The 21610-nt window shown below is 63.2% G+C and carries 24 protein-coding genes; 14 read left to right on the forward strand and 10 right to left on the reverse strand.

Translation table 11 applies throughout. The features are described from left to right. Positions 1-113 precede the first annotated feature (113 nt). A complete protein-coding gene (locus tag CRO06_RS05810; protein WP_022995449.1) occupies positions 114-482 on the reverse strand; it encodes a YciI family protein in 369 nt (122 codons plus the stop codon). A gap of 195 nt (positions 483-677) precedes the next feature. On the opposite strand from CRO06_RS05810, the gene CRO06_RS05815 reads away from it, so the two are divergent. Together CRO06_RS05815 and CRO06_RS05820 are read left to right on the forward strand one after the other, a co-directional pair. Next, entirely contained in the window at positions 678-1514 is an 837-nt protein-coding gene (locus CRO06_RS05815) for an AraC family transcriptional regulator (protein WP_022995450.1), read from the forward strand. A 51-nt stretch (positions 1515-1565) separates the two neighbouring features. Further along, a complete protein-coding gene (locus CRO06_RS05820; protein WP_097057970.1) occupies positions 1566-2174 on the forward strand; it encodes a LysE family translocator in 609 nt (202 codons plus the stop codon). 178 nt (positions 2175-2352) lie between these two features. On the opposite strand, the gene CRO06_RS20025 is transcribed toward CRO06_RS05820, so the two are convergent. Continuing rightward, positions 2353-2550, reverse strand: coding sequence for a hypothetical protein (locus CRO06_RS20025; RefSeq protein WP_157367616.1), 198 nt, complete (start codon positions 2548-2550; stop codon positions 2353-2355). 9 nt (positions 2551-2559) lie between these two features. After that, complete coding sequence (locus CRO06_RS05830) at positions 2560-3999, reverse strand: MFS transporter (RefSeq protein WP_097057971.1); 1440 nt, start codon at positions 3997-3999, stop codon at positions 2560-2562. Between the two features lie 94 nt (positions 4000-4093). Here CRO06_RS05830 and CRO06_RS05835 point away from each other — a divergent pair, with 94 nt between their 5' ends. After that, entirely contained in the window at positions 4094-4891 is a 798-nt protein-coding gene (locus CRO06_RS05835; RefSeq protein ID WP_097057972.1) for a helix-turn-helix transcriptional regulator, read from the forward strand. On the opposite strand, the gene CRO06_RS05840 is transcribed toward CRO06_RS05835, so the two are convergent. Next, on the reverse strand, positions 4888-5790 hold the full coding sequence (locus CRO06_RS05840; protein WP_244902780.1) for a LysR family transcriptional regulator: 903 nt from the start codon (positions 5788-5790) through the stop codon (positions 4888-4890). The two genes, CRO06_RS05835 and CRO06_RS05840, sit on opposite strands and share 4 nt — an antisense overlap. 183 nt (positions 5791-5973) lie before the next feature. Here CRO06_RS05840 and CRO06_RS05845 point away from each other — a divergent pair, with 183 nt between their 5' ends. Next, positions 5974-6570, forward strand: a complete 597-nt coding sequence (locus tag CRO06_RS05845) for a TetR/AcrR family transcriptional regulator (protein WP_026949040.1) — start codon at positions 5974-5976, stop codon at positions 6568-6570. On the opposite strand, the gene CRO06_RS05850 is transcribed toward CRO06_RS05845, so the two are convergent. The 3 genes from CRO06_RS05850 to CRO06_RS05860 are packed head-to-tail and all read right to left on the reverse strand — an operon-like array spanning position 6571 to position 8329. After that, positions 6571-6810, reverse strand: a complete 240-nt coding sequence (locus tag CRO06_RS05850) for a hypothetical protein (protein WP_022995457.1) — start codon at positions 6808-6810, stop codon at positions 6571-6573. Beyond that, the gene (locus tag CRO06_RS05855; protein WP_022995458.1) at positions 6807-7517 is read right to left on the reverse strand and encodes a glutamine amidotransferase; all 711 of its coding nucleotides are present in this window, start codon (positions 7515-7517) and stop codon (positions 6807-6809) included. Before CRO06_RS05855 ends, CRO06_RS05850 begins: the two co-directional genes overlap by 4 nt. Next, complete coding sequence (locus CRO06_RS05860; protein WP_031228364.1) at positions 7514-8329, reverse strand: YggS family pyridoxal phosphate-dependent enzyme; 816 nt, start codon at positions 8327-8329, stop codon at positions 7514-7516. Before CRO06_RS05860 ends, CRO06_RS05855 begins: the two co-directional genes overlap by 4 nt. 81 nt (positions 8330-8410) lie before the next feature. Between CRO06_RS05860 and ptsJ the strand changes: the two genes are divergently transcribed. Further along, on the forward strand, positions 8411-9709 hold the full coding sequence (ptsJ, locus tag CRO06_RS05865; RefSeq protein WP_022995460.1) for a MocR-like B6 salvage transcription factor PtsJ: 1299 nt from the start codon (positions 8411-8413) through the stop codon (positions 9707-9709). Here ptsJ and CRO06_RS05870 read toward each other — a convergent pair. Then, on the reverse strand, positions 9672-10304 hold the full coding sequence (locus CRO06_RS05870; protein ID WP_097057974.1) for a TetR/AcrR family transcriptional regulator: 633 nt from the start codon (positions 10302-10304) through the stop codon (positions 9672-9674). The two genes, ptsJ and CRO06_RS05870, sit on opposite strands and share 38 nt — an antisense overlap. 103 nt (positions 10305-10407) lie before the next feature. On the opposite strand from CRO06_RS05870, the gene CRO06_RS05875 reads away from it, so the two are divergent. Then, positions 10408-11148 carry an SDR family NAD(P)-dependent oxidoreductase gene (locus tag CRO06_RS05875; protein WP_022995462.1) on the forward strand — a complete coding sequence of 247 codons (741 nt, stop codon included), beginning with the start codon at positions 10408-10410 and terminating at the stop codon, positions 11146-11148. On the opposite strand, the gene CRO06_RS05880 is transcribed toward CRO06_RS05875, so the two are convergent. Next, positions 11149-11790, reverse strand: a complete 642-nt coding sequence (locus tag CRO06_RS05880) for an NAD(P)-dependent oxidoreductase (RefSeq protein WP_097057975.1) — start codon at positions 11788-11790, stop codon at positions 11149-11151. It lies immediately after the preceding gene. A gap of 122 nt (positions 11791-11912) precedes the next feature. Here CRO06_RS05880 and CRO06_RS05885 point away from each other — a divergent pair, with 122 nt between their 5' ends. From CRO06_RS05885 to CRO06_RS05910, 6 genes are all read left to right on the forward strand, one after another. After that, on the forward strand, positions 11913-12824 hold the full coding sequence (locus CRO06_RS05885) for a LysR family transcriptional regulator (RefSeq protein WP_026949037.1): 912 nt from the start codon (positions 11913-11915) through the stop codon (positions 12822-12824). Then, positions 12821-13150 (forward strand): thioredoxin family protein, encoded by a 330-nt coding sequence (locus tag CRO06_RS05890; RefSeq protein WP_097057977.1) that lies wholly within the window; start codon positions 12821-12823, stop codon positions 13148-13150. The genes CRO06_RS05885 and CRO06_RS05890 overlap by 4 nt, the downstream gene beginning before the upstream one ends. A gap of 162 nt (positions 13151-13312) precedes the next feature. After that, the gene (locus CRO06_RS05895; protein ID WP_097057978.1) at positions 13313-14221 is read left to right on the forward strand and encodes a metal ABC transporter substrate-binding protein; all 909 of its coding nucleotides are present in this window, start codon (positions 13313-13315) and stop codon (positions 14219-14221) included. Beyond that, on the forward strand, positions 14218-15117 hold the full coding sequence (locus tag CRO06_RS05900) for a manganese/iron ABC transporter ATP-binding protein (RefSeq protein WP_022995467.1): 900 nt from the start codon (positions 14218-14220) through the stop codon (positions 15115-15117). Before CRO06_RS05895 ends, CRO06_RS05900 begins: the two co-directional genes overlap by 4 nt. Then, on the forward strand, positions 15114-15974 hold the full coding sequence (locus CRO06_RS05905; RefSeq protein ID WP_097057979.1) for a metal ABC transporter permease: 861 nt from the start codon (positions 15114-15116) through the stop codon (positions 15972-15974). Before CRO06_RS05900 ends, CRO06_RS05905 begins: the two co-directional genes overlap by 4 nt. Further along, positions 15971-16891, forward strand: a complete 921-nt coding sequence (locus CRO06_RS05910) for a metal ABC transporter permease (RefSeq protein ID WP_097057980.1) — start codon at positions 15971-15973, stop codon at positions 16889-16891. The genes CRO06_RS05905 and CRO06_RS05910 overlap by 4 nt, the downstream gene beginning before the upstream one ends. A gap of 71 nt (positions 16892-16962) precedes the next feature. Here the strand turns inward: CRO06_RS05910 and CRO06_RS05915 are convergent, their stop codons facing one another. After that, entirely contained in the window at positions 16963-17400 is a 438-nt protein-coding gene (locus CRO06_RS05915; RefSeq protein WP_035450857.1) for a DoxX family protein, read from the reverse strand. A 195-nt stretch (positions 17401-17595) separates the two neighbouring features. Here CRO06_RS05915 and CRO06_RS05920 point away from each other — a divergent pair, with 195 nt between their 5' ends. Beyond that, on the forward strand, positions 17596-19272 hold the full coding sequence (locus CRO06_RS05920; protein WP_179746500.1) for a VRR-NUC domain-containing protein: 1677 nt from the start codon (positions 17596-17598) through the stop codon (positions 19270-19272). Then, positions 19269-21542 (forward strand): helicase C-terminal domain-containing protein, encoded by a 2274-nt coding sequence (locus CRO06_RS05925; RefSeq protein ID WP_097057982.1) that lies wholly within the window; start codon positions 19269-19271, stop codon positions 21540-21542. Before CRO06_RS05920 ends, CRO06_RS05925 begins: the two co-directional genes overlap by 4 nt. Positions 21543-21610: the final 68 nt, after the last annotated feature.

Raw genomic sequence — 21610 nt, forward strand, 5'->3', positions numbered from 1 at the left:
CGCCCGCACCGCCTTCGCCCTGATGAAGCAGCAACAAGAATATTGCCCCGCAAAGCTCTTTTAAGCGTTGCAGGGCACCATAGAATCTCCCACAGTGGTTTCGTAGAGCTCCTTCAATACCGCCCTTCCTCGCGCAGTGCCTCCTCGATCGGCCTCACTTCAATCGTGCCCAGCCGCGCCGACGGCCAGCCCTGGGCCAGGCGCAGGGCTTCATCGAAATCCTGTGCTTCGATCAGGAAAAAGCCGCCCAGCTGCTCCTTGGTTTCCGCGAATGGACCATCGGTGACCGAGACCTTGCCGCCACGGACGCGGGTGGTTTTGGCCCGACGCGCGCTTTGCAGGGCGTGGGTGTCGACCAGGTGCCCCCCGGCGCGCAAGGTTTCCACATAGTCCAGCGTTTCCTGGCGCAGCGCCTGCCATTGTTCCCGCGTCAGATCGGTGAGAGCCTGTTCCGCTTCATAGGCCAGACAGAGAAATTTCATTTTTTATTCCCATGGGATGCTGATACCACTGAAGAGTAGAGGGGCGCTGCACAAATGTTCCAGACGCACCCCCGTCCGGGGTTGTATTGATGATCAATTGCACTAACCGATTTCTGTATCTATTTCTGTACCTGTTTCTGTAATAGTAATGACACCACGGGGCGAATCCGCTCCAGACAGTGGCAAGGAACGGCAATGACGTCCACCAATTGGGTTGATCTGTCTCGCGATCCGGAAACCGGGATCGAGAGTTTGCGCGCCCATTTCGAAGGTCACGCCTACGATCCGCATTGGCATGATACCTATGCCATCGGGCTCACCGAACAGGGCGTGCAGCGGTTTCATCTGGGGCGCACCCGCCATGAGAGCACACCAGGTAAAGTGATTCTGCTGGAACCCGGTGATGTCCATGACGGCCACGGGCCGACGCCGGAAGGCTTTACCTACCGGCTACTGTACATTGATCCGCAATGGCTGCATCAGCGGTTGGGAGGATTGTTCGAACAGCGCCCCGATCATTACCGCATGGCGTTTCAGGATGCCATGAGCAGCGACGTGCGGCTGGCTCGCGCCATCGGTACTGCTTTCGATGTGATGCATCACGGCGATTTTCGTATCACCCGGCAGGCGGCGTTGGATACGCTGCTGGAGCGGCTGACCTGCCATGTGCAATGGCGGCGCCGGCCGCAGCCGCATCCGGCGATGCCGTTGCTGGCGGCGAAGACGCGGGAATTCCTGCATGCTCATATTGCCGAGGATATCGGCATGGACGACGTGGCGCGGGCGCTCGGCTGCGACCGTTTCCGTATCACGCGGGCCTTTAAAGCGGCGTTCGGCATGTCGCCGCACGCTTATCTGGTGCAACTGCGTCTGGTCGAAGCCCGCCGCTTGCTGGCTCGGGGCGAAACACCGGCGGAAGTGGCGGCGGCCACCGGGTTCGCCGATCAAAGTCATCTTGGACGCTGGTTTCGCCGTGCTTATGCGATGACGCCGGCCTATTACCGTAATCGTTGCTCAAAGCTTCCAGACTGACAACGGCCGCTACGCGACGATAGCCCTCCCATCTGGTTGAGGGTTGGTGTCATGGAATCCCTGGTCGCGTTTTTTCTGTTTGCCTTTGTCGCCTCGATCACGCCCGGTCCCACTAATGTTCTGGTGATGAGCAACGCTTCCCGTCATGGCTGGCCTTCGGCGCTGCCCATGGTGATCGGCGGCTGCGCCGCCGCCGCCACCATCGTGCTGTTGGTCGGCAGCGGCCTGACCCGCTCCCTGGCGGAGCACCCCCAGATCCAGCGGGCCATCGCCTGGACGGGTGTGGCCTGGCTGAGCTGGATGGCCTGGCATCTGTTCCGCAGCGATTCCCTTGGTGACGACGAACGGGTGCTCGGCCGCGGCCGTGGCTTCACCGTGGCCGCCACCCTGCAACTAGTGAATCCGAAAGTCTGGATGATGGCGCTGGCGGTCATGGGGGTGTTCGTCACCCCGGGCGCCGGGCAGGGCGGTCGCGTGGCTTTGTTGTCGCTGATCTTCTTTCTGGTGGCGTTGCCGTGCATGGCGACCTGGGCCTGGCTGGGCATCAAAGCCGCCGCCTGGACCCGATCACCGGGGCGCCTGCGCTGGTTTAACCGCGCCATGGCGCTGCTGTTGCTGCTCACCGCCTGGTCCACGGTGGTGGACGTTCGGGTGTTGTGAAGAGCGCTTGATATCACACGCGGTCCTGGCCGATCAAACCCCGGATGAGGCATACTTCGCGACGCTGCCCGCAATTAAAACGGCAGCACGATTGCCTGGCGCGTTCCACTCGAAAATCCCGGAACACTGTCCGAACAAGTGGCGCTACCCGTTGAGGCGCCCCTCACGATAGACAGTGTCAAGTCATGGACTGGAAAGACTCCGAATGATGAATTGGATCCCTATAGTTTTCTTTACGTTCAAGATTGTCGTGTTCGGCACGGGCATGTTCTTCGCCATCAAGTGGCACTACGACAAAGGGAAGAAGAAAAAAGAAAATAACGAAATCAGCCGACGGTAAGCGCCCGCCGATAGGGATGGTGGGCGCGGTTTCCATTTTTGGGCGTCAGGCGTTATGCCCCAACCTGCGCAGCCGCTGCAACAACACACAGGACACCACCGCCGCCGTCAGGTTGTACAACATGGCAACGACGAACGCGTCCACGTGGGCGGCGGCAGGCTCCGCCGCCGGGGCGGCCCGCAAAGTGCCGAGGAACAGCATGCCCATGGCGCAGACGCCGAGGGCGGCGCCCACCTGTTGCAGTGTGGAGATCACCCCGGAGGCCATGCCCGCCTGCCGCCGCGGCACCACCCCAAGAATCAGATTCAGCAACGGGGTCATTACCAGGCCCTGACCAAAGCCCACCGCGATCAATGCCGGAATCCACCAAGCCAACAGGCCTCCCTCCGCTGTCCACTTCACCTGCATGATCAGTAAGCCCAGGGAAACCGCGTAAAGACCACCCCCGGCTACCAGTGTCGTGGCGCCATAGCGTGATACCCAGCGTGAAGCCAGCAATGACGACGCCATGAAACCAGCACTGGCCGGTGCGAACAGCGCCCCGGCCTGGAACGGATCCAGCCCCAGCCCGGTTTGCACCAGTAGCGCGAAGCACAGGAAGAAGGAGCTGGAGGTGGAATAAATCAGTGTGACCAGCACACAGCCCAGGGCGAAAGCCGGTTGTCGCAGTAGCGTCATATCCACCAGAGGGAGAAGCCCCCGGCGTTGCCGGCGACGTTGCTGAAGACTGAATTGCGCCAGCAACAGGCCGGATAGTACCAGCGCGCCCCAGCACCACAGCGGCCAGTGCCGGGCCGGGCCTTCCAGTAGTGCTACCAGCAACAGTGTCAAACCGGCGGCCACCAGCAGTACACCGACACCATCCAGATCCGGCCGCTGCTCCAGGCGGGATTCGGCCACGCGCCCGCCGAACAGCAGTGTCAGCAGCCCGATGGGGAGATTGATCAGAAAGATGGTGCGCCAGCCCAGACCGGCCAGGTCCAGATGCACCAGCCAGCCGCCCAGCACTTGCCCGGCAATGGCCGCAAACCCCAGTGTCATGCCCAGCCAGGCAAACGCCCGGCGCTGAGTGTCGGCGTCGTAGAGCACGCGCAGAGAGGCGTAGATCTGCGGAAAGAGCAGAGCAGCGGCACCGCCCTGGAACACCCGGGCGGCGATCAGCGCTTCCGCCGTGGGGGCGATGCCGCACAGCAGAGAAGCCAGGGTGAAAAGCGTCATCCCCCAGAGATACAGACGCCGCCGTCCAAAGCGGTCGCCGAGACGGCCGCCGGTGATGAGCAGAGCGCCGAAGGCCAGTTCATAGCCAGCCAGCACGAAGCCGATTTGCGTGAAACTGGCACCCAGGTCCCGCTGCATGCTGGGGATCGCCACATTGACCACGAACAGATCAAAAATGGTGACAAAGCCGCCGAGCAACAATAGCGGTAGACCGGGAATGCCCTTGCCATGGGGAAGGGACGAAGCAAGGGGGGAACGGGATGCCATCATGGTCTCCTCTTGTGGTTGAAGAGGAGCTATTCTGGCGACCCTTTATCGCATTACAATTTAGCTGTTTATCCTATTACAAGAGGTAACCCCCATGGCCACGCCAAGGCTGCAGCGCACACGCCGGGAACTGGCCGCTTTTCTGCGCGCCCGCCGGGAGGCGATCACTCCGGAGCAGGTGGGGCTGGCGGACAGTGGACGCCGGCGCACGCCCGGTTTGCGCCGTGAGGAAGTGGCCACGCTCGCCGGAGTCGGAGTGACCTGGTACACCTGGCTGGAACAGGGGCGTGACATCGGCGTGTCCGCGCCGGTGCTGGAACGTATCGCCCGGGTGCTCAAACTGGACGGCGCCCAGCGCCGCCATCTGTTTTTGCTGGCACAGAACCGGCCGCCGGTGGAACCGGGCAAAACCTGGTGCTCGGTGCCCCCGCTGGTACGGCGTTTAATGGACGACTGGCCCCACCATCCGGCTTACGTGCTCAATTTGCGCTGGGATGTGCTGGCCTGGAACGCGGCGGCCCAGACCCTGTTTGATTTCGAGCAGCGGCCGGCGGGGCAGCGCAATCTGCTGTGGCTGTTGTTCACCGCCGAGGACCTTCGCGGCGTGTTCGTGAACTGGGCCGAACAAGCGCCGCGCATGCTGGCCAGCTTCCGCCGTGATTTCGTGCGCGCCACCACCGATCCCAGCATCACCGATCTGGTTCGGCAATTGGAACGGGCCTCGCCGGAATTCCGCCAATGGTGGCCCGGCCAGGACGTGCAAGCGCCGTGCACGGGCAGCCGGGAGTTGTTTCGCGATGGGCAAGTCCAGCGCTACCAGCACACCACCCTGATCGTGGACGAGGATCGCCATCTGCGTCTGGTGGTGTACGCGCGGGATGAACACTCTTAACGCCGGGGCGCGGGGCGCAGGCGTTCGCCGATCACCGTTTCCAGCCACTGGGAAAACACCTGGAAGCGGTGCGACAGATGCAGGCGCTGCGGATACAGCAAAGTGATGTCCATGGGCTCCGCCCGCCACTCGGGGAGCACTTCGCGGAGCAGACCGTTTTCCAGATCCTCGCGAACATCGTAGGCCGGCACCTGGATCATACCCAGCCCGGCCCGGCAGCAGGCGATATACAACTCGGTGTTGTTCACCGCCACGGCGCCGGGTATCTCCACCTGGTGGTATTCACCATCGCGCAGATACTCCCAGGGCTCGGGGCGGCCCTGGCTGGGCGCGATATAGTGCACCGCCCGATGTGACGGCAGTTCTTCCACTGTACGCGGTGTACCATGGCGCCGCAGGTACGCCGGGCTGGCGCAATTGATCAGCTCCAATTGCCCCAACGGCCGGGCGATCAACGAGGAGTCGGCCAGTGGACCGACGCGGATGACACAGTCCACCGCTTCCTGCACCAGGTCCACCTGGCGGTCGGCCACGCACAGATCCACCTTGATATCCGGATAGCGGTCAAGAAAGGCCGGTAGCGCCGGAGCCAGGACCAGCCGGCCGATACGGGCCGGCACATTGACGCGGATGCGGCCGGCCGGGGCCTTGCCGGGGCGGAACAGCTCCTCGGTTTCTTCGTAATCGGCAAGCAGGCGCACACAACGATCGTAGAAACGATGCCCTTCCTCGGTGACGGTGACCTGGCGTGTGGTGCGATGCAGCAGCCGCGCGCCGACACGCTGTTCCAGCGTTTTGATCGCGCCGGACACCGACGAGCGCGGCAGCGGCAGGGTTTCCGCGGCACGGGTGAAGTTGCCGCAGTCCACCACACGCACGAAGATTCTGAGCAGTTCCAACCGGTCCAGGGCGCGCCTCCATTGTTCGTATCGCTCGACAAGTGGAGTGAATATAGCGCTTTTATGATTGCATTAGCGACACATGGGACGGCGGAGGCGGTTTCCTGGGACGATCCGGCGTGAACGGATACACTGACGGGCGATGGTGTTCTCGCGTGGAAGGCGCTAATGGAAGGAAGTCCCTTGAAAACCAAGCAACGGCAGCGGCAGGTGAAGCCCGCGGAAGTACGTCTGGATGAATTGGTCAGTGCGGCCCAGGTGTTGTTTCTGGAAAAGGGTATGAAGGCCACCACGGTGGACGATATCGTCGAACGGGCCGGTGTCGCCAAGGGCACTTTCTACCATTACTTCAACACCAAAACGGACTTGTTGCCGGCACTTCGCGAGCGCTTCGCCCGTCGTTTCCTGGAACGGGTGTCGGAAGCGGTGGAAGCCTGTGCCGAAGACGACTGGCGCGGCCGGCTCAGCGCCTGGTGCCAGCGCAGCCTGTCGATCTGCGTCGAGGACTTTCGGCTGCACGATCTGGTGTACGCCGATCACTATCATGATCGCAGTGACCCTGATCTGAACCAGGTGCTGGATCAGGTGGAGGCGATTCTGCGCGCCGGCGGTGAAGCCGGCGCCTGGCCTCAGGCGGATTGGCGGCGGCTGGCGGTCATCGCGTTCTGGAGCATGCACGGTCTGGCCGATGACCTCATCGCCCGCGGTGGGGACAGCGAGGAGGTGGGGCGCTTTCTCAGCCAGCGGCTATTGGCCATGCTGGGCGGTACCGGAACCTGATCAGGCTTCCCCGGGGAGTGGCTGGTACAAGGGCCGGCGGCCGAGAACCCTCAAACCGTCGGGCCCGCTTTCCAGCAAACGGTATTCCTCGTTCGCCACCTGGACGGAGAGCTGGTAGCCGGAGGCTTCGGAGAAGCAGCCTCGCACCTGTTCCATGGCCGCCCTGGCGTCGGCGCTATCGGTTTCGAAATGCCCCAACAGCCGGCCCCGGTGGTGGATGGTCAAACGGTACTGCGTCATTGTTTTTGCTCCCATTGATCCCGCCACTGAGTCATCAGCCGTCGCGCCGCCCGAATCAGAGAATGGCCGTGTTCCGCGGCGTCCCGGCGCAACTGTTCCAGATCAATGCCGGCCCCCGACAGTTCCAGGGTGTGGCCGATCAGCCAGCGCTCCAGCTTTTCCGGGTCCGCTTCGATGTGAAACTGCAGGCCCAGCGCGTGGTGGCCGGCGGCGAACGCCTGGGTCGGGCAAGGCGTCGTCGTGGCCAGACTGGACACGGCCGCCGGCAATTGAATCCGGTCGCCGTGCCAATGCAACACCGGCACGTCTTCCAGAGCGGTCAGCGGCGAGGCCAGGCCGGCGCGGGTCAGTTGAACGGGCGCGAAACCGATTTCCTTTTCCGGCATGGCGCTGATCCGGCCGCCCAGGGCCCGGGCCATCAATTGCGCGCCGAGACAGATGCCGAGCAACGGCTGCCGTTGTCGCAGACGTTCGCTGATCAGGGCCAGCTCGGATTGCAGATACGGATAGAGACGGTCGTCGAAAGCGCCGATCGGACCGCCGAGTACGATCAGCAGGCCAGGCGGGGCATCGAATAAATCCTCGAGGGTGTCCACGCCGATATCGCGGTATTGGATTTGCCAACCCCATTCGCGCAGCAGGGGTTCGAGCGTGCCCAGATCCTCGAAAGCCAGGTGGCGCAGGGCCACGGCGGTGTTCATCGTCATTGGGTTTGCTCCGCTTGCGGTGTGGGAGAAGAAGCCGCGTCCGGCCAGTAGTGACTGTCGGGCAGGGGACGCGCGCCGAAGATGGCCTGACCCACCCGAACCACGGTGGCGCCTTCCTCGATGGCGGTTTCAAAGTCGCCGGACATGCCCATGGATAAGTGCGTCAGATCGATCCGGTCCGGCGCGCTCTGGCGTAGTTGGTCCCGCAACTGGCGCAACCGGACGAAGCAGGCGCGCACCCGGTCGGTGTCGGACGACCACAACGCCAGGGTCATCAGGCCTCGGACCCGCAGGCAGGAGAACGGCGTCAATGCCTTCAGAAATGGCGCCACCTGATCCGGCGCCAGGCCATATTTGCTGTCCTCGCCGGAGGTGTTCACCTGCACCATGACGTCCAGGGCACGGCCTTCCTGCTGCAACCGGCGTTCCAGTGCCTCGGCCACCCGGATGCTGTCCAGGGCCTGAAATTCGCTGGCGAAACGAGCCACGTAGCGGGCCTTGTTGGTCTGCAGATGGCCGATCACCGACCAGCGCAGGTCGGTCAGATCCGCCAGCGTCTGATGTTTATGGCGGGCTTCCTGAACCTTGTTCTCGCCCAGTTCCCGGCAACCGGCGGCGTAGGCCAGCCGCAGCCGTTCCACCGCCACGGTCTTGCTCACTGGCAGCAGGCGTACCGTGGCCGGGTCCCGGCCGCACCGGTAACAGGCATCGTCGATGCGCCGGCGCACCGACGCCAGATTGGCGCGAATCCGCGCCTCCGTTGCCGCTGGCGGGTAGGATGAAGGGGGCGTTTGGGTTGGGTCTGGTGTCATCACCGGGCTCCCATGGGCACTTGGAGAGTGCTTAGTTTATGATTGTCACAGGTCAAAATCCATATTGTCATAGGACAAAAAATGGCGATTACGGGACAAAGCGCGGCGGAGATCGTCGACAGCGTGCGGGCCGAGGTGCGAAGCGGTGCCCTGGAACCGGGCCAGGCGCTGCCGCCGGTGCGGGAACTGGCGGCGCGGCTGGGCGTGAACCGCAATACCGTGGCTGCTGCCTACAAGCGGCTGGTGGTGGTTGGCGTGGCGGAAACCCGGGGGCGGTTGGGGACGCTGATTCGAGAGCCTGCGGCACCGGGCCCACGGGAAGGCGCGGCACCGGACTCGCCGTTGATGGATCTCGCCAGCGGTAATCCGGACCCGCGCTGGTTGCCGGACCCGCGCGCCCTGGCGGCGGCGCTGTCCGGGCAACCGCGCCTGTACGGTGAGCCACCGGTGTCGCCCCGATTGGCGGCCCTGGCGGAGCCTTGGTTCCGGGACGTGCCCTGTCCAGATCCGGTGCTGACCGTGACCCACGGAGCGGTGGACGCCATCGAACGGCTGCTGACCGCCCATCTGGTGCCCGCCGATCCGGTGGCGGTGGAAGATCCCTGTTTCCTCAGCAGCATCCATACGCTGCGTTTACTGGGCCTGCGTCCCATGGGCGTGCCGGTGGACGGGGAAGGCATGACCGTGGATGGCTTGCGTCAGGCCCTCGCCAGCGGCGCCCGTGCCGTTTTGTGCACACCGCGCGCCCACAACCCCACCGGGTGCAACCTCAGCGCGGGTCGGGCCGCGGCATTGCGCCAGGTGCTGGCCGAATATCCGGACGTGCTGGTGATCGAGGACGATCACTTCGCCCCGTTGTCGCGGGCGGAATACCAGCCACTGGCGTCGTCGCGGAGCCGGCATTGGGCAGTGGTACGCTCGGTATCAAAGTGTTTTGGACCGGATCTGCGTCTGGCGCTGGTGGTCAGCGATGAGGACAGCGCCAGCCGGCTTGGCCAGCGGCTGGCCTCCGGTACCGCCTGGGTCAGCCATTTGCTGCAGGATATGGTGGCATCGTGCCTGGAGAGCAGCGCGGTAATGGCGCGGGTGACGGAGGCCGCCGCCGATTACCGGCGGCGCCGGGATACCTTGTCACGGGCTCTGCGGGATCAGGGGCTGTGTCCGTGGGACGGCGATGGTCTCAATCTATGGATACCGCTGCCGGGGCCGGCGGCGCCGGTCACCGCGGCGCTGGCTCGGCGGGGTTGGCTGGTGCGCGATGACCGGCCTTTCCGTCTTGGCGCCGGCGCCGGCGCTTTGCGCGTCACCGTGACCGGACTGGAGCCGGAGGTGGCGAGCCATTTCAGTGCGGATCTGGCGCGGGTGCTGGCGGCCGGCTGATCAGGGCGTCCCAGGCGGCCAGGCCGGTATCCGCCACGCTCATCAGGGTGGCGCCGTCGGCGCCATCGCGTGCCAGGATCGACATGCCGTGCTGCAGCGTCGCCAGGTATGTCGCCAGGGCCTGGCAATCCGTTTCCGGCGCCAGTTCACCGTCGGCGGCAGCCCGTTCGAAGCGCTCCCGCAGGACGCTGATGTTGCGCGTCCGGTGCTCCCTCAATATTTCGCAAATGGCTGGACTGGCGCCCTCCGATTGCGGCGCGGCGAGTACGATCAGACAGCCTGGCGGACGGTCTTCATGACTGAACGCCCGAGCCGATTGGCGCAACACATGAGCCACCGCCTCACGGGCACTGGCGCTGTCCGCCACCGGTTCCCAGATGCCGCTGCCGCCGTGCCGCCGGTACAGCTCCAGGACTTCGCGGAATAACCCCTCCTTGCTGCCGAAGGCGGCATACAGGCTGGGCGGGTTCAGCCCCATGGCGGCGGTGAGGTCGGCCATGGAGGCGTGTTCGAAGCCTTTGCGCCAGAACACGTCCAGTGCCTTGCGCAATACCGTTTCCCGGTCGAAGTTGCGGGGTCTGCCGCGGGGTGGCATGGGGGCTCCTTTTTATGTATCGATCAATAAAAAATAACTTGACGGCGTCGATTCCGCACGTCATTTTTTATTTGTATTGATCACTACATATTTGGAGAGAGTCATGACGGATTTGAACGGTAAAGTGGCCTTGGTGACCGGTGGCAGCCGGGGTATCGGGGCCGCCATCGCCCGTCGCCTTGCCGCCGACGGCGCCCGGGTGGCGATCACCTACACCAGCCAGCCGGCCGCTGCCGAGGCGGTGGTGGCGGATATCGAAAGCAGAGGCGGGCGGGCGCTGGCGTTACGTGCCGACAACCGCGACAGTGAGACTCTGGCGGCGGCGGTGCGTGAGGCGGCGGACGCTCTTGGCGGGTTGGATATCCTGGTCAACAACGCCGGCATTTTCGAGATGCGCCCGATCAGCGAACTGACCCTGGAGGATTATCGGCGGGTCATGGAGGTGAACACCCAGGCGGTGTTCGTCGCCACCCGGGCGGCGGTGGACCTGCTGCCGGAGGGGGGACGGGTGATCAATCTGGGCAGCAGCCTGGCGGTACGGGTGCCCTGGGCGGGGCTGACTTTGTACTCCATGAGCAAGGCGGCATTGATCGGTTTCACCAAGGCGCTGGCCCGGGATCTGGGTGAGCGTGGTATCACCGCCAACGTGGTGCATCCGGGGTCCACCGACACCGATATGAACCCCGCGGGCGGCGACCATGCCGATGGCCAGCGGGCGCTCATGGCGATTCCCCGCTACAACGACCCCGATCATCTGGCGGCGCTGGTGTCCTGGCTGGCCGGCCCCGAGGCCCGCTCGGTGACCGGCTCGGAGTTCGCCATGGACGGTGGCGCCAATATCTGATCAGACATAGCCCAGGGTAAAGCGCTGATCCCGGTGTTGTGGGTTTTCCAGTTCGTCGATCATGGCTACCGCGTAGTCCTGCACCGAAATGCGGCTGTTGCCGTCCTGATCGGTGATCAACTGGTCGCCGCCGAGCTGAAATCGTCCGGTGCGCTCGCCAGGGAAGATCTCCGCCGCCGGGGACAGCATGGTCCAGGTCTGTTCGCTCTGGCCGCGCAACAGTTCCAGAGCCGCCTTGGCGCCCTGGGCGGTGGCCTTGTACTGCTCCGGAAACTCCGGCGTATCGAACAGCAGCTTGCCAGGAGCCACTTCCAGTGACGCGGCCCCGCCGACGATCAGGAAGCGCTTGGCGTCGACGCTATCAAGGGCGCGCAGGATCGATTCCACGCCCTTGATGTAGTAGCCATAGACGTCGTCCTGGGCATGCCCGCTGAACGCGCTGATCACGGCGTCATGGCCGGCCAGCACCTTGGCCAGGGCTTCGCTGTCCATCACGTCCGCTTTCGCCGGCGTCAGATTTTCGTGTTGCGGCAGGCGTTCCGGGTGAGTGACCACGGCGGTGACCTGGTGGCCCCTTTCCAGGGCCTCGTTGAGCAGGGCGGAGCCGATGAAGCCGCTGGCGCCAATCAGTGCAATGTTCATAACCAACTCCTTATGAGGAAGAGATTGCTCGAAAACAAAGCCATGGTGGCACCGGTGATTGATTTGAAAAACAGCCCAATCAATAATTCAGTGTTTTTAAATTGATAACAATGGGGCTGGCCATGGCCGCCGTGGAAGATCTCGACTACAACAGCCTGCCGGTATTTATCGCCCTGGTGGAAGCGGGCAGTTTCACCGCCGCCGCCGAACGCCTGGGCTGCACCAAGACCCGGGTCAGCCTGCAGATCCGTCGTCTTGAGGAGCGCCTGGGCCAGAGCCTGTTTCATCGCACCACCCGGCAGGTGCAGCCGACCCCGGCCGGCGAGGCGTTCTATCAGCAATGTCGGCCGTTATGGAGTGGCCTGGAAGCGGCGCTGGGCACTCTGGAAGCGGACCGGCAGACCTTGACCGGTGAGTTGCGGATCTCCGCTCCCGAGGACTACGCCATGCAGACTCTGGCGCCGGTGGTGGCGGCATTCAGTGCCGAGCACCCGGGATTGCAGGTGGAGTTACGCGGCGGCGACCGGATCACCGATATGGTTCGCGAAGGCATCGATCTGGCGATCCGTCTCGGTTGGCTACGGGATTCGACGCTCCGTTCCACTGTGCTGGGCCACTTTCAGCAATGGTTGATGGCCTCGCCGGAGTATCTGCGCAAAAGAGGCACACCGGCCACGCCGGAAGCTCTGAGCGACCATGACTGGGTCGCCTTCACGCCGTTGCGCTCGCCATTGACCTGGAACTTTCGCAAAGGCGAACGGCAATGCAGGGTACAAATGCAGGCCCGGTTACGCACCAACGCCACCGGTGTCCTGCGGGAAATGCTGGCGCGTGGCGCCGGCCTGTCGGTCATGGCTCAGCCCACCGCGGAAGCGGAGATCCGGGCCGGCCGTCTGGTACGGGTGCTGGCGGACTGGCGGTTACCGGACGGCGGCATCCATGCGGTGTATCCGCCAGGACGTTATATTCCGGCCCGGGTGCGGGCCTTCGTCGACGCTTTTCGCGCCTCTTTGGAACAGGAGAATCAGCAATGAGCTACAACGAAATCTTTGTGGCGCGGGAGCCGGAACGAGAGGAAATCGATGCCGGCAAGGGAAATCTGGTACTGGAATTCGGCACGCCCTGGTGTGGCCACTGCCTTGCCGCGCAACCGCTGATCCGTGAGGTTTTGGAGCACGCCGCCACCGACCATCTCCGGGTGGAAGACGGCCGGGGCCGGCGGTTGGGCCGCTCGTTCCGGGTCAAGCTGTGGCCGACGCTGATTTTTCTGCGCGACGGTGAAGAGATGGCGAGAGTGGTGCGCCCCACCGATATCGCCGTGATCCGTGAGGCGCTGGCGCGATTGGAGCAGAGCGATTAGTCAATGGCACCGGTGGTGGCGCGGTACGTGGAGGGCAGTCTTGTTCTTCTGCAATGTCGAATAAGTACAAGTAATTCCTGTTTGCAAATGAATCTCAATTTCATTCATTATAGGGAGGACGATCCGGACGGACCCGGCGTGGGTCATTGGAGGAATTGAGTGATGCTTGGCAAGGCGATTCGGCTGGTCCTGGTTGTGGGGATCGGCGCGGCGCTGATCATGCTGTCGGCGATGACGCCGGCGATAGCCGGGGACAAGTTCAAGGTGGTCACCACCTTCACGGTGATCGCCGACATTGCCCGCAACGTGGCCGGGGAGGCCGCCACCGTGGAGTCCATCGTCAAACCGGGGGCGGAGATCCACAACTATCAGCCCACCCCTGGTGATATCAAACGCGCCCAGGGCGCGCATCTGATCCTTTGGAACGGCTTGAATCTGGAGTCGTGGTTCGAACGCTTCTTCCGCCATTTACGGGATGTGCCCGGGGTGGTGGTGTCGGACGGCATCGAGCCTCTGGGTATCGGTGACGGGCCTTATCGCGGCAAGCCCAATCCTCACGCCTGGATGTCGCCGGTTTCGGCGTTGATCTACGTGGATAACATTCGTGATGCACTGGTGCGTTACGACCCGGGCAACGCGGATACCTACCGGCGCAACGCCGAGCAATACAAAGCCCGCATCCGGGCGCTGGTCGAGCCGATTCGCCAGGAATTGGCGGCGGTGCCCGAGGCGCGGCGCTGGCTGGTGACCAGCGAGGGCGCGTTCTCTTATCTGGCCCGTGATTTTGATCTGAAGGAACTGTATCTGTGGCCGATCAACGCGGATCAGCAGGGCACGCCCCAGCAGGTCCGCAAGGTGATTGATACGGTCAGGGCGGAAAACATCCCGGTGGTGTTTTCCGAAAGCACCGTGTCCGCTTCCCCGGCCCGTCAGGTGGCGCGGGAAACCTGTGCTGCTTACGGCGGCGTGCTCTATGTGGATTCCCTCACCGGCCCGGATGGCCCGGTGCCCACCTATCTGGATCTGCTGCGGGTCACCGCCGCCACCATTACCAAAGGACTGACTCAATGAACGCCGTTGCCGCCCGCCTCGCCGAATGTGTCGCCCGCCAGCACGGAGAGGGGATCGCCGTGCAACAGGCCACGGTGACCTACCGCAACGGCCATACCGCGTTGCGTGACGCCAGCTTCCGTATCCCGCGTGGCACCATCGCGGCGCTGGTCGGTGTCAACGGCTCGGGGAAGTCCACGCTGTTCAAATCGATCATGGGCTTCGTGCGTCTGGCCCGGGGCGACATTCGCGTGCTCGGCATGCCGATCCGGCAGGCGTTGCGGTGCAATCTGGTGGCCTATGTGCCGCAGGCGGAAGAGGTGGACTGGAATTTCCCGGTGTTGGTGGAAGACGTGGTGATGATGGGACGCTACGGCCATATGGGGCTGTTGCGCCGGGCCCGGGCCGCCGATCACCAGGCGGTGGAGACGGCGTTGGCGCGGGTGAATATGACCGACTTCCGCAAACGGCAGATCGGCGAGCTGTCCGGCGGCCAGAAAAAACGGGTGTTTCTGGCCCGGGCGCTGGCCCAGGACGGCCAGGTGATTCTGCTCGACGAGCCCTTCACCGGCGTTGACGTAAAAACCGAGGAGCAGATCATGGCGCTGCTGCGGGAGCTGCGCGAAGAGGGCCGGGTAATGCTGGTCTCGACGCATAATCTCGGTAGTGTGCCGGAGTTCTGTGATCGCACCATTCTGATCAAGCGTACCGTTCTCGCCCATGGCCTCACCAGCGAGGTGTTTACCCAGCGTAATCTGGAGCAGGCGTTTGGTGGTGTGCTGCGCCACTTCGTCGTCAATGAGGCGGGCAGCGGCATGCCGATCCCGATTGGCGTATTCACCGACGACGAGCGGCCGCTGATTCTCAGGGACGGCCGGGCCTCGGCCCGCGCGGCAGGGAATGGCGATAACCCATGAGCGCCTTGCTGCTGGAACCGTTCGGTTACCACTACATGGTCAATGCCATGTGGGTATCCGCGCTGGTCGGTGGCGTCTGCGCGTTTCTGTCCTGTTTCCTGATGCTCAAAGGCTGGTCGCTGATCGGTGACGCCTTGTCGCATTCCATCGTGCCCGGCGTGGCGGGGGCCTACCTGTTCGGGCTGCCCATGTTTATCGGCGCGTTCTTCTCCGGTGGCCTGGCGGCGGCCGCCATGCTGTTTCTCAATCAGCGCACCAAACTGCGGGAGGACGCGGTGATCGGCTTGATCTTTTCCGCGTTCTTCGGGTTGGGGCTGTTCATGGTTTCTCTATCGCCCACGGCGGTGAACATCCAGACCATCGTGCTGGGCAACATTCTCGCCATCACGCCAGCGGACACGCTGCAACTGGCGGTGATCGGCCTGGTCTCCCTGGCCGTGCTGCTGATCAAATGGAAGGACCTGATGGTGACGTTTTTCGACGAGAGCCACGCGCGCTCCATCGGTCTCAATCCAACCCGGCTCAAGATCCTGTTCTTCACCTTATTGTCGGCGTCGACGGTGGCGGCGTTACAGACCGTGGGCGCGTTTCTGGTGATCTGCATGGTGGTGACGCCCGGCGCCACCGCTTATCTGCTCACCGACCGCTTTGCCCGATTGCTGATGATCGCCGTGGCGATCGGTGCGCTCACCAGCCTGACCGGCGCCTACGCCAGTTATTTTCTCGACGGCGCCACCGGCGGTGTGATCGTGGTGCTGCAGACGCTGATCTTTCTGCTGGTGTTTCTGTTGGCGCCGAAACACGGTTTGCTGGCCGCGCGCAAAAGGGCGGCACGGGACTGCGCGGAGCCGGTATGACGTTGATCGATACTCTGCTGGCGCCGTTTCAGTTCGATTTCATGATCAACGCCTTGATCGTCGCCATGCTGATGGCGATACCCATGGCGCTGCTGTCCTGTTTTCTAGTGTTAAAGGGCTGGTCGCTAATGGGCGACGCCATGTCCCACGCGGTATTTCCCGGGGTGGTGGTGTCCTACCTGATCGGTATTCCTTACGCGGTGGGCGCTTTCATCGCCGGCATGCTGTGTGCAGTCGGCACCGGCTTTCTCGATCACCACAGCCGGGTCAAACAGGACACGGTGATGGGCGTGGTATTCGCCGGCATGTTCGGGCTGGGTCTGGTGCTGTATGTGAAGATCCAGTCGGAAGTCCATCTCGATCACATCCTGTTCGGCGACCTGCTTGGTGTCGCCGGCCCGGACTTGCTTGCCGCGGCACTGATCGCACTGATTACCACCGGTGTGATCGGGTTGAAATGGAAGGATCTTTTACTGCACGCGTTCGATCCGGCCCAGGCTCGGGCGGTGGGGTTGAAAACCGGCTGGCTGCATTACGGGCTGCTGGCGCTGATCTCGATGACCATCGTCGGGGCGCTGCAGGCGGTGGGGGTGATTCTCGCCATCGCTCTGCTGATCGCGCCTGGCGCCATCGTTTTCCTGCTCACACGCACTTTCGGCGCGATGTTGCTGCTGTCGGTGCTGGTGGCGGTGTTCGGTGCTTTCAGTGGCGTTTATCTGTCTTTCTTTATCGACAGCGCGCCGGCGCCCACCATCGTGTTGATTCTATCGGTGCTGTTCGTCGTCGCTTTTGTGCGCGCCGGGCGCAAGGCACGACACGGGCAATCGGCGGAGCGAATCGGGGCACGGACCAGGAAGGCACGCCGCCGGGCGGCCGCGGAGTGTTGTCCGCTGATTCAGAATCGGCAGGGTTTCTGAGCAACATGCCGGTACCGCCGTGGCGTGCCGGGCGGCACCGGAGCAGAGATGGAAGCAAAGGACCGCGTGTTTCAGTCCGCCGGGTAGAGGGCCCGGTCCAGGCTCAGGTTGCCGCCGCCGGAGACCAACAGCGAGACCGAAGCCGCCAACAGCGCAAGCCCGAATTCGTAGCCATTGTTGCTCATGAACAGGCCGTTGCCGATATGGACGGTGACAATCGCCATCACCATGGTGAAGGCAAGTGCCAGTGCCGCGGGCCGTGTCAGCAGGCCGATCAGTAACAACAAGCCACCGAAGAACTCAGCCGAACCCGCCGCCAGAGCCATCAGAACGCCGGGTTCCAGGCCGATGGAGGACATCCATTGGCCGGTGCCTTCCAGGCCATGGCCACCAAACCAGCCGAACAGTTTTTGTGCGCCATGGGCCATGAAAATAATGCCCACGGGGATGCGCAGCAGCAGCGGTGCCCAGGTGCTACGAGTCTGCAGAGCGGGTTGCAATAACGTCATGATCGAAAGCCTCTTAAAGGTTGAGAGTGGCACCGGCCCGCTGGACCGTGCGGTGATGGGAGTATTAAAAGGGCAGGTGATTAGATAAAAAACAGGGATAATCTGTTTTCTTTGTTCTGATATTTAGATCTTTTTGTCAGCATCGAAGATGCTCAATGGTTGGTACCGAATACTGTCCATTGGTATGCTAATCGGATGACCAGTACATCTCGTCCACTCACTGCCGATCTCGCCGATCCGCTCTACTACCTGCACAACTTCCAGACCGTGCTGGATTGGGTGGGGGAGCGCCATGGCGATCTGCTGGCGCCGGAGGAAATGGCATTCCTGGATGCCTTTCGCGCTTCGCCGGAGCCCAGCCGTGCCTTGCTGGCGCGGATGGTGATGCGCAAGGGCGAGTACTTCCGCCGGGACCGGCTGGGCTACCGCGAAGTTGGCGACACCGCTACCGCCATGGCGCCGCTGATCAGCGCGGGCTGGGTTGATGGCGACCCGCTCCTGACCTTGGAGACGCTGTTTGCCCTCTGTACCCGTGATGAGTTGAAGTCCGCTTTGCACCAGCGCCTGGTGGAGCGGGGCCTGGCGCTGTCGGCGCGCAAGACGCTTTGGCTGGCGGCACTGCGGGAAGACGACGATCAGGCCCGTACCGCGAAGGCGTGGGGCTGGGACGGTGTGCCGGTCTATCAGTTGCGCATTCGGCCACTGTGCGATCGCCTGCGTTTGATGTTCTTCGGCAATCTGCACCAGGACTGGTCCGAGTTCGTGCTCGCCGAACAAGGCACCTTCCTGTATGAAACCGTGACCTTGTCCCGCGCCTCACGCCCCTTTCAGAGTCGTGAGGAAGTGGATGCCTATCTCGATCTGGCCGCTTGCCGGGAGCGGTTCGATGGCGATGGCGATCTGGAGGCGTTGGAGCAGGCGCTGCTGCCGCGCCTGGAAGCGTTGCCGGATAACCCGTGGTTGCGCGAGCGCGGACATAAGTTGTTGTTCAAGGTGGCGCGGGAGAGGGAGCGGCGTGGCGAGGAACAGGCTGCCCTGGCTTTGTATCAGCGATGCCATTACGCCGAGGCCCGTGCCCGTGAGCTGCGGGTCCTGGAAAAAACCGGCCGCTATACCGAGGCTTACCAATTGGCCCGGAGCGCCGAGGCGGAGCCCCGCAACGAAGCGGAGTGGCAGCAGGTGCAGCGGGTGTTGCCCCGTCTGCAACGTAAACTCGGGCATCCCGTGCGGCGTGCCGGGGCAATACCGACGCATCATGAGTTCGAACTGACGCTGCCGTATTATCCGTGGGTGGAGCTGGCGGTGAGGAACCATATGCGGACCGCCTCGGAGCCGGTCCACTACGTGGAAAACACCCTGATCAACAGTCTGTTCGGGCTGCTGTGCTGGGAGGCGCTGTTCGCGCCCCTGCCCGGTGCCTTTTTCCATCCGTTTCAAAGCGGGCCGGCGGACCTCTATCGGGACGATTTTGTCAGCCGCCGCCGGGATCTGTTTGAACAGGCGCTGGCGCGCCTGAATGATGGCAGCTATCGCGCCGTGATCCTGCAACGTTTCGAGGAAAAGCAAGGGCGTTTGTCGCCGTTCCTGTTTTGGGATGCGCTCGATTCGGAGCTGCTGACTCAGGCATTGGACTGCATTCCCGCCGAGCATCTGCGCCTCTGCTTTGAGCGACTGCTGGCCGATCCGCGCGCCAATCGCTCGGGGTTACCGGATCTGATTCAGCTATGGCCGCGACAGCGCCGTTATCGAATGGTGGAAGTGAAGGGGCCCGGCGATCGTCTGCAGGATAATCAGCGGCGCTGGCTCGACTATTTTCAGCGGCACGATATTCCGGTGGCGGTGTGTCATGTGCGTTGGCGGGAGACGGAGTGAGCCGCTATACCGTGGCGGTGCGCGCCCTGGCGGAGTTCACCGCCAAAAGCGGCGACCTGGATTTGCGTTTCACCCCTTCGCCCACCGCTCAGGAGGGCATTGCCGGGCACACCACCGTCACCGGCCGTCGCGGTGAGAGTTATCAACGGGAAGTACCCTTGGCCGGTGACTACCGCCACTTGCATGTGCGTGGCCGGGCCGATGGTTACGATCCCCGCCGTAACCGCCTGGAAGAAATCAAAACCTTTCGTGGCGATCTGGAGCGGCAGCCCGCCAACCATCGGGTGTTGCATTGGGCGCAGTTGAAGATATACGGCGCTTTGCTGTGCCGTGAGCGCGGCCTGGACCAGGTGGAACTGGCGCTGGTTTATTTTGATGTGGTCAAGCAGAAGGAAACGCCGCTGCGGGAAGTCCACGAGGCGGAGTCCCTCAACCGTTTTTTTGATGAACACTGTGAACGTTTCCTGCAATGGGCGGACCGTGAGCTGGCCCATCGTCAGGCGCGGGATCAGGCCTTGACCGCGTTGGCTTTTCCGCATGCCCGGTTCCGTTCCGGCCAGCGTGAACTGGCGGAATCGGTGTATCAAAGTGCCTGCACTGGCCGGCCACTGTTGGCCCAGGCGCCCACCGGTATCGGCAAGACCCTGGGGACCTTGTTTCCGCTGTTAAAGGCGGCGCCGGGGCGAGCGCTGGACAAGGTGTTTTTCCTCAGCGCCAAAACGCCGGGACGAAAGCTGGCGTTGGACGCGGTGCGCACGCTCACCGGCGACGGCACGATGCCGTTGCGTACCGTGGAAATGATTGCCCGGGAAAAAAGTTGTGAACATCCGGACAAGGCTTGTCATGGGGAATCCTGTCCGCTGGCGGCGGGTTTTTATGACCGTCTGCCCGCCGCCCGGCAAGCGGCGGTCGAATCACCGATACTGGATCGTCGGCAGCTCCGCGAGGTGGCACTGAGGCACCACATCTGCCCCTATTATCTGAGCCAGGAAATGGCGCGCTGGAGTGATGTGGTGGTGGGGGACTACAACTACTACTTCGATCTTTCCGCGCTGTTGCACGGGCTCACCACGGAAAACCAGTGGCGCGTGGCGGTGCTGGCGGACGAAGCCCACAACCTGGTGGACCGTGCCCGTGGCATGTATTCCGCCGAACTGGATCAGATCGCCTTTCGCCGCCTGAAAAAACAGGTGCCGAAATCCCTGAAAGGCGCGTTCGAACGCATCCACCGGCACTGGAACGCGCTAAATAAAGAGATCGAGGAAGCCCAGCCTGACACCGACTATCGCGTTCATGATGATCCGCCCCAGGGATTTCTTTTCGCCTTGCAGCAGGGCGTGGCGGCGATCACCGATTATCTGGCCGAACAACCGGAAGCTCTGGACAGCGATCTGATCCGTTTCTATTTCGATGCGCTGCATTTCAACCGGGTGGCGGAACGATTCGACAGTGATGCCTTTCTGTTTGACAGCCACTGGCGTGCTCCGTCCCGTGGCCGGCCCGGTTCGTGTTTGTGTTTGCGTAACGTGGTGCCGGCGGCCTTGCTGGCGCCGCGTTTTGAAACCGCTTCGGCGGCGGTGCTGTTTTCCGCCACGCTCAGCCCGCCCCGTTACTATGCCGATCTGCTCGGGCTGCCGGACACCACCGCCTGGGTGGATGTGCCGTCGCCGTTCCGGGCGGAGCAATTACAGGTGCGCATCGGCCACCGCATCTCTACCCGTTACCGCGACCGCCGGGCCTCTTTGGCGCCGATCGCCGCGTTGATCGGTGATCAGTTCCAGCAGCGCCGTGGTAATTACCTGGCGTTCTTCAGCAGCTATGAGTATCTGGAAGGCGTGCTCTCGGTGTTCCGCCGGGCCCATCCGGACGTGCCGGTCTGGTCCCAGCAAAGACGCATGGACGAAGAGGCTCGTCAGGCGTTTCTGGATCGCTTCGAAGAAGGCGGGGAAGGAATCGGGTTCGCGGTGCTCGGCGGCGCCTTCGCCGAAGGCATCGACCTGCCCGGTCGGCGCCTGATTGGCGCTTTCGTGGCGACGCTGGGGTTGCCGCAGATGAATCCGGTGAACGAACAATTCAAGACGCGTTTGGCGGTGCTGTTCGGCGACGGCTACGACTACACCTATCTGTATCCGGGGCTGCGCAAAGTGGTCCAGGCCGCCGGCCGGGTGATCCGCACCGGTGATGACGAAGGCGTGGTGCATCTGATCGACGACCGCTTTGCCCTCCCCAGGGTGCGAGCGCTCCTGCCGCGGTGGTGGCGGTGCGGCTGATGTTTGCCGTTCGGGCCAGGGCTGAGTAGCGTTTTCCGGCGCGGTGGTGTCCCGGAGTGCCCGGAGGC

This window comes from Alloalcanivorax xenomutans, assembly GCF_900217905.1.
GTDB lineage: Bacteria > Pseudomonadota > Gammaproteobacteria > Pseudomonadales > Alcanivoracaceae > Alloalcanivorax > Alloalcanivorax xenomutans.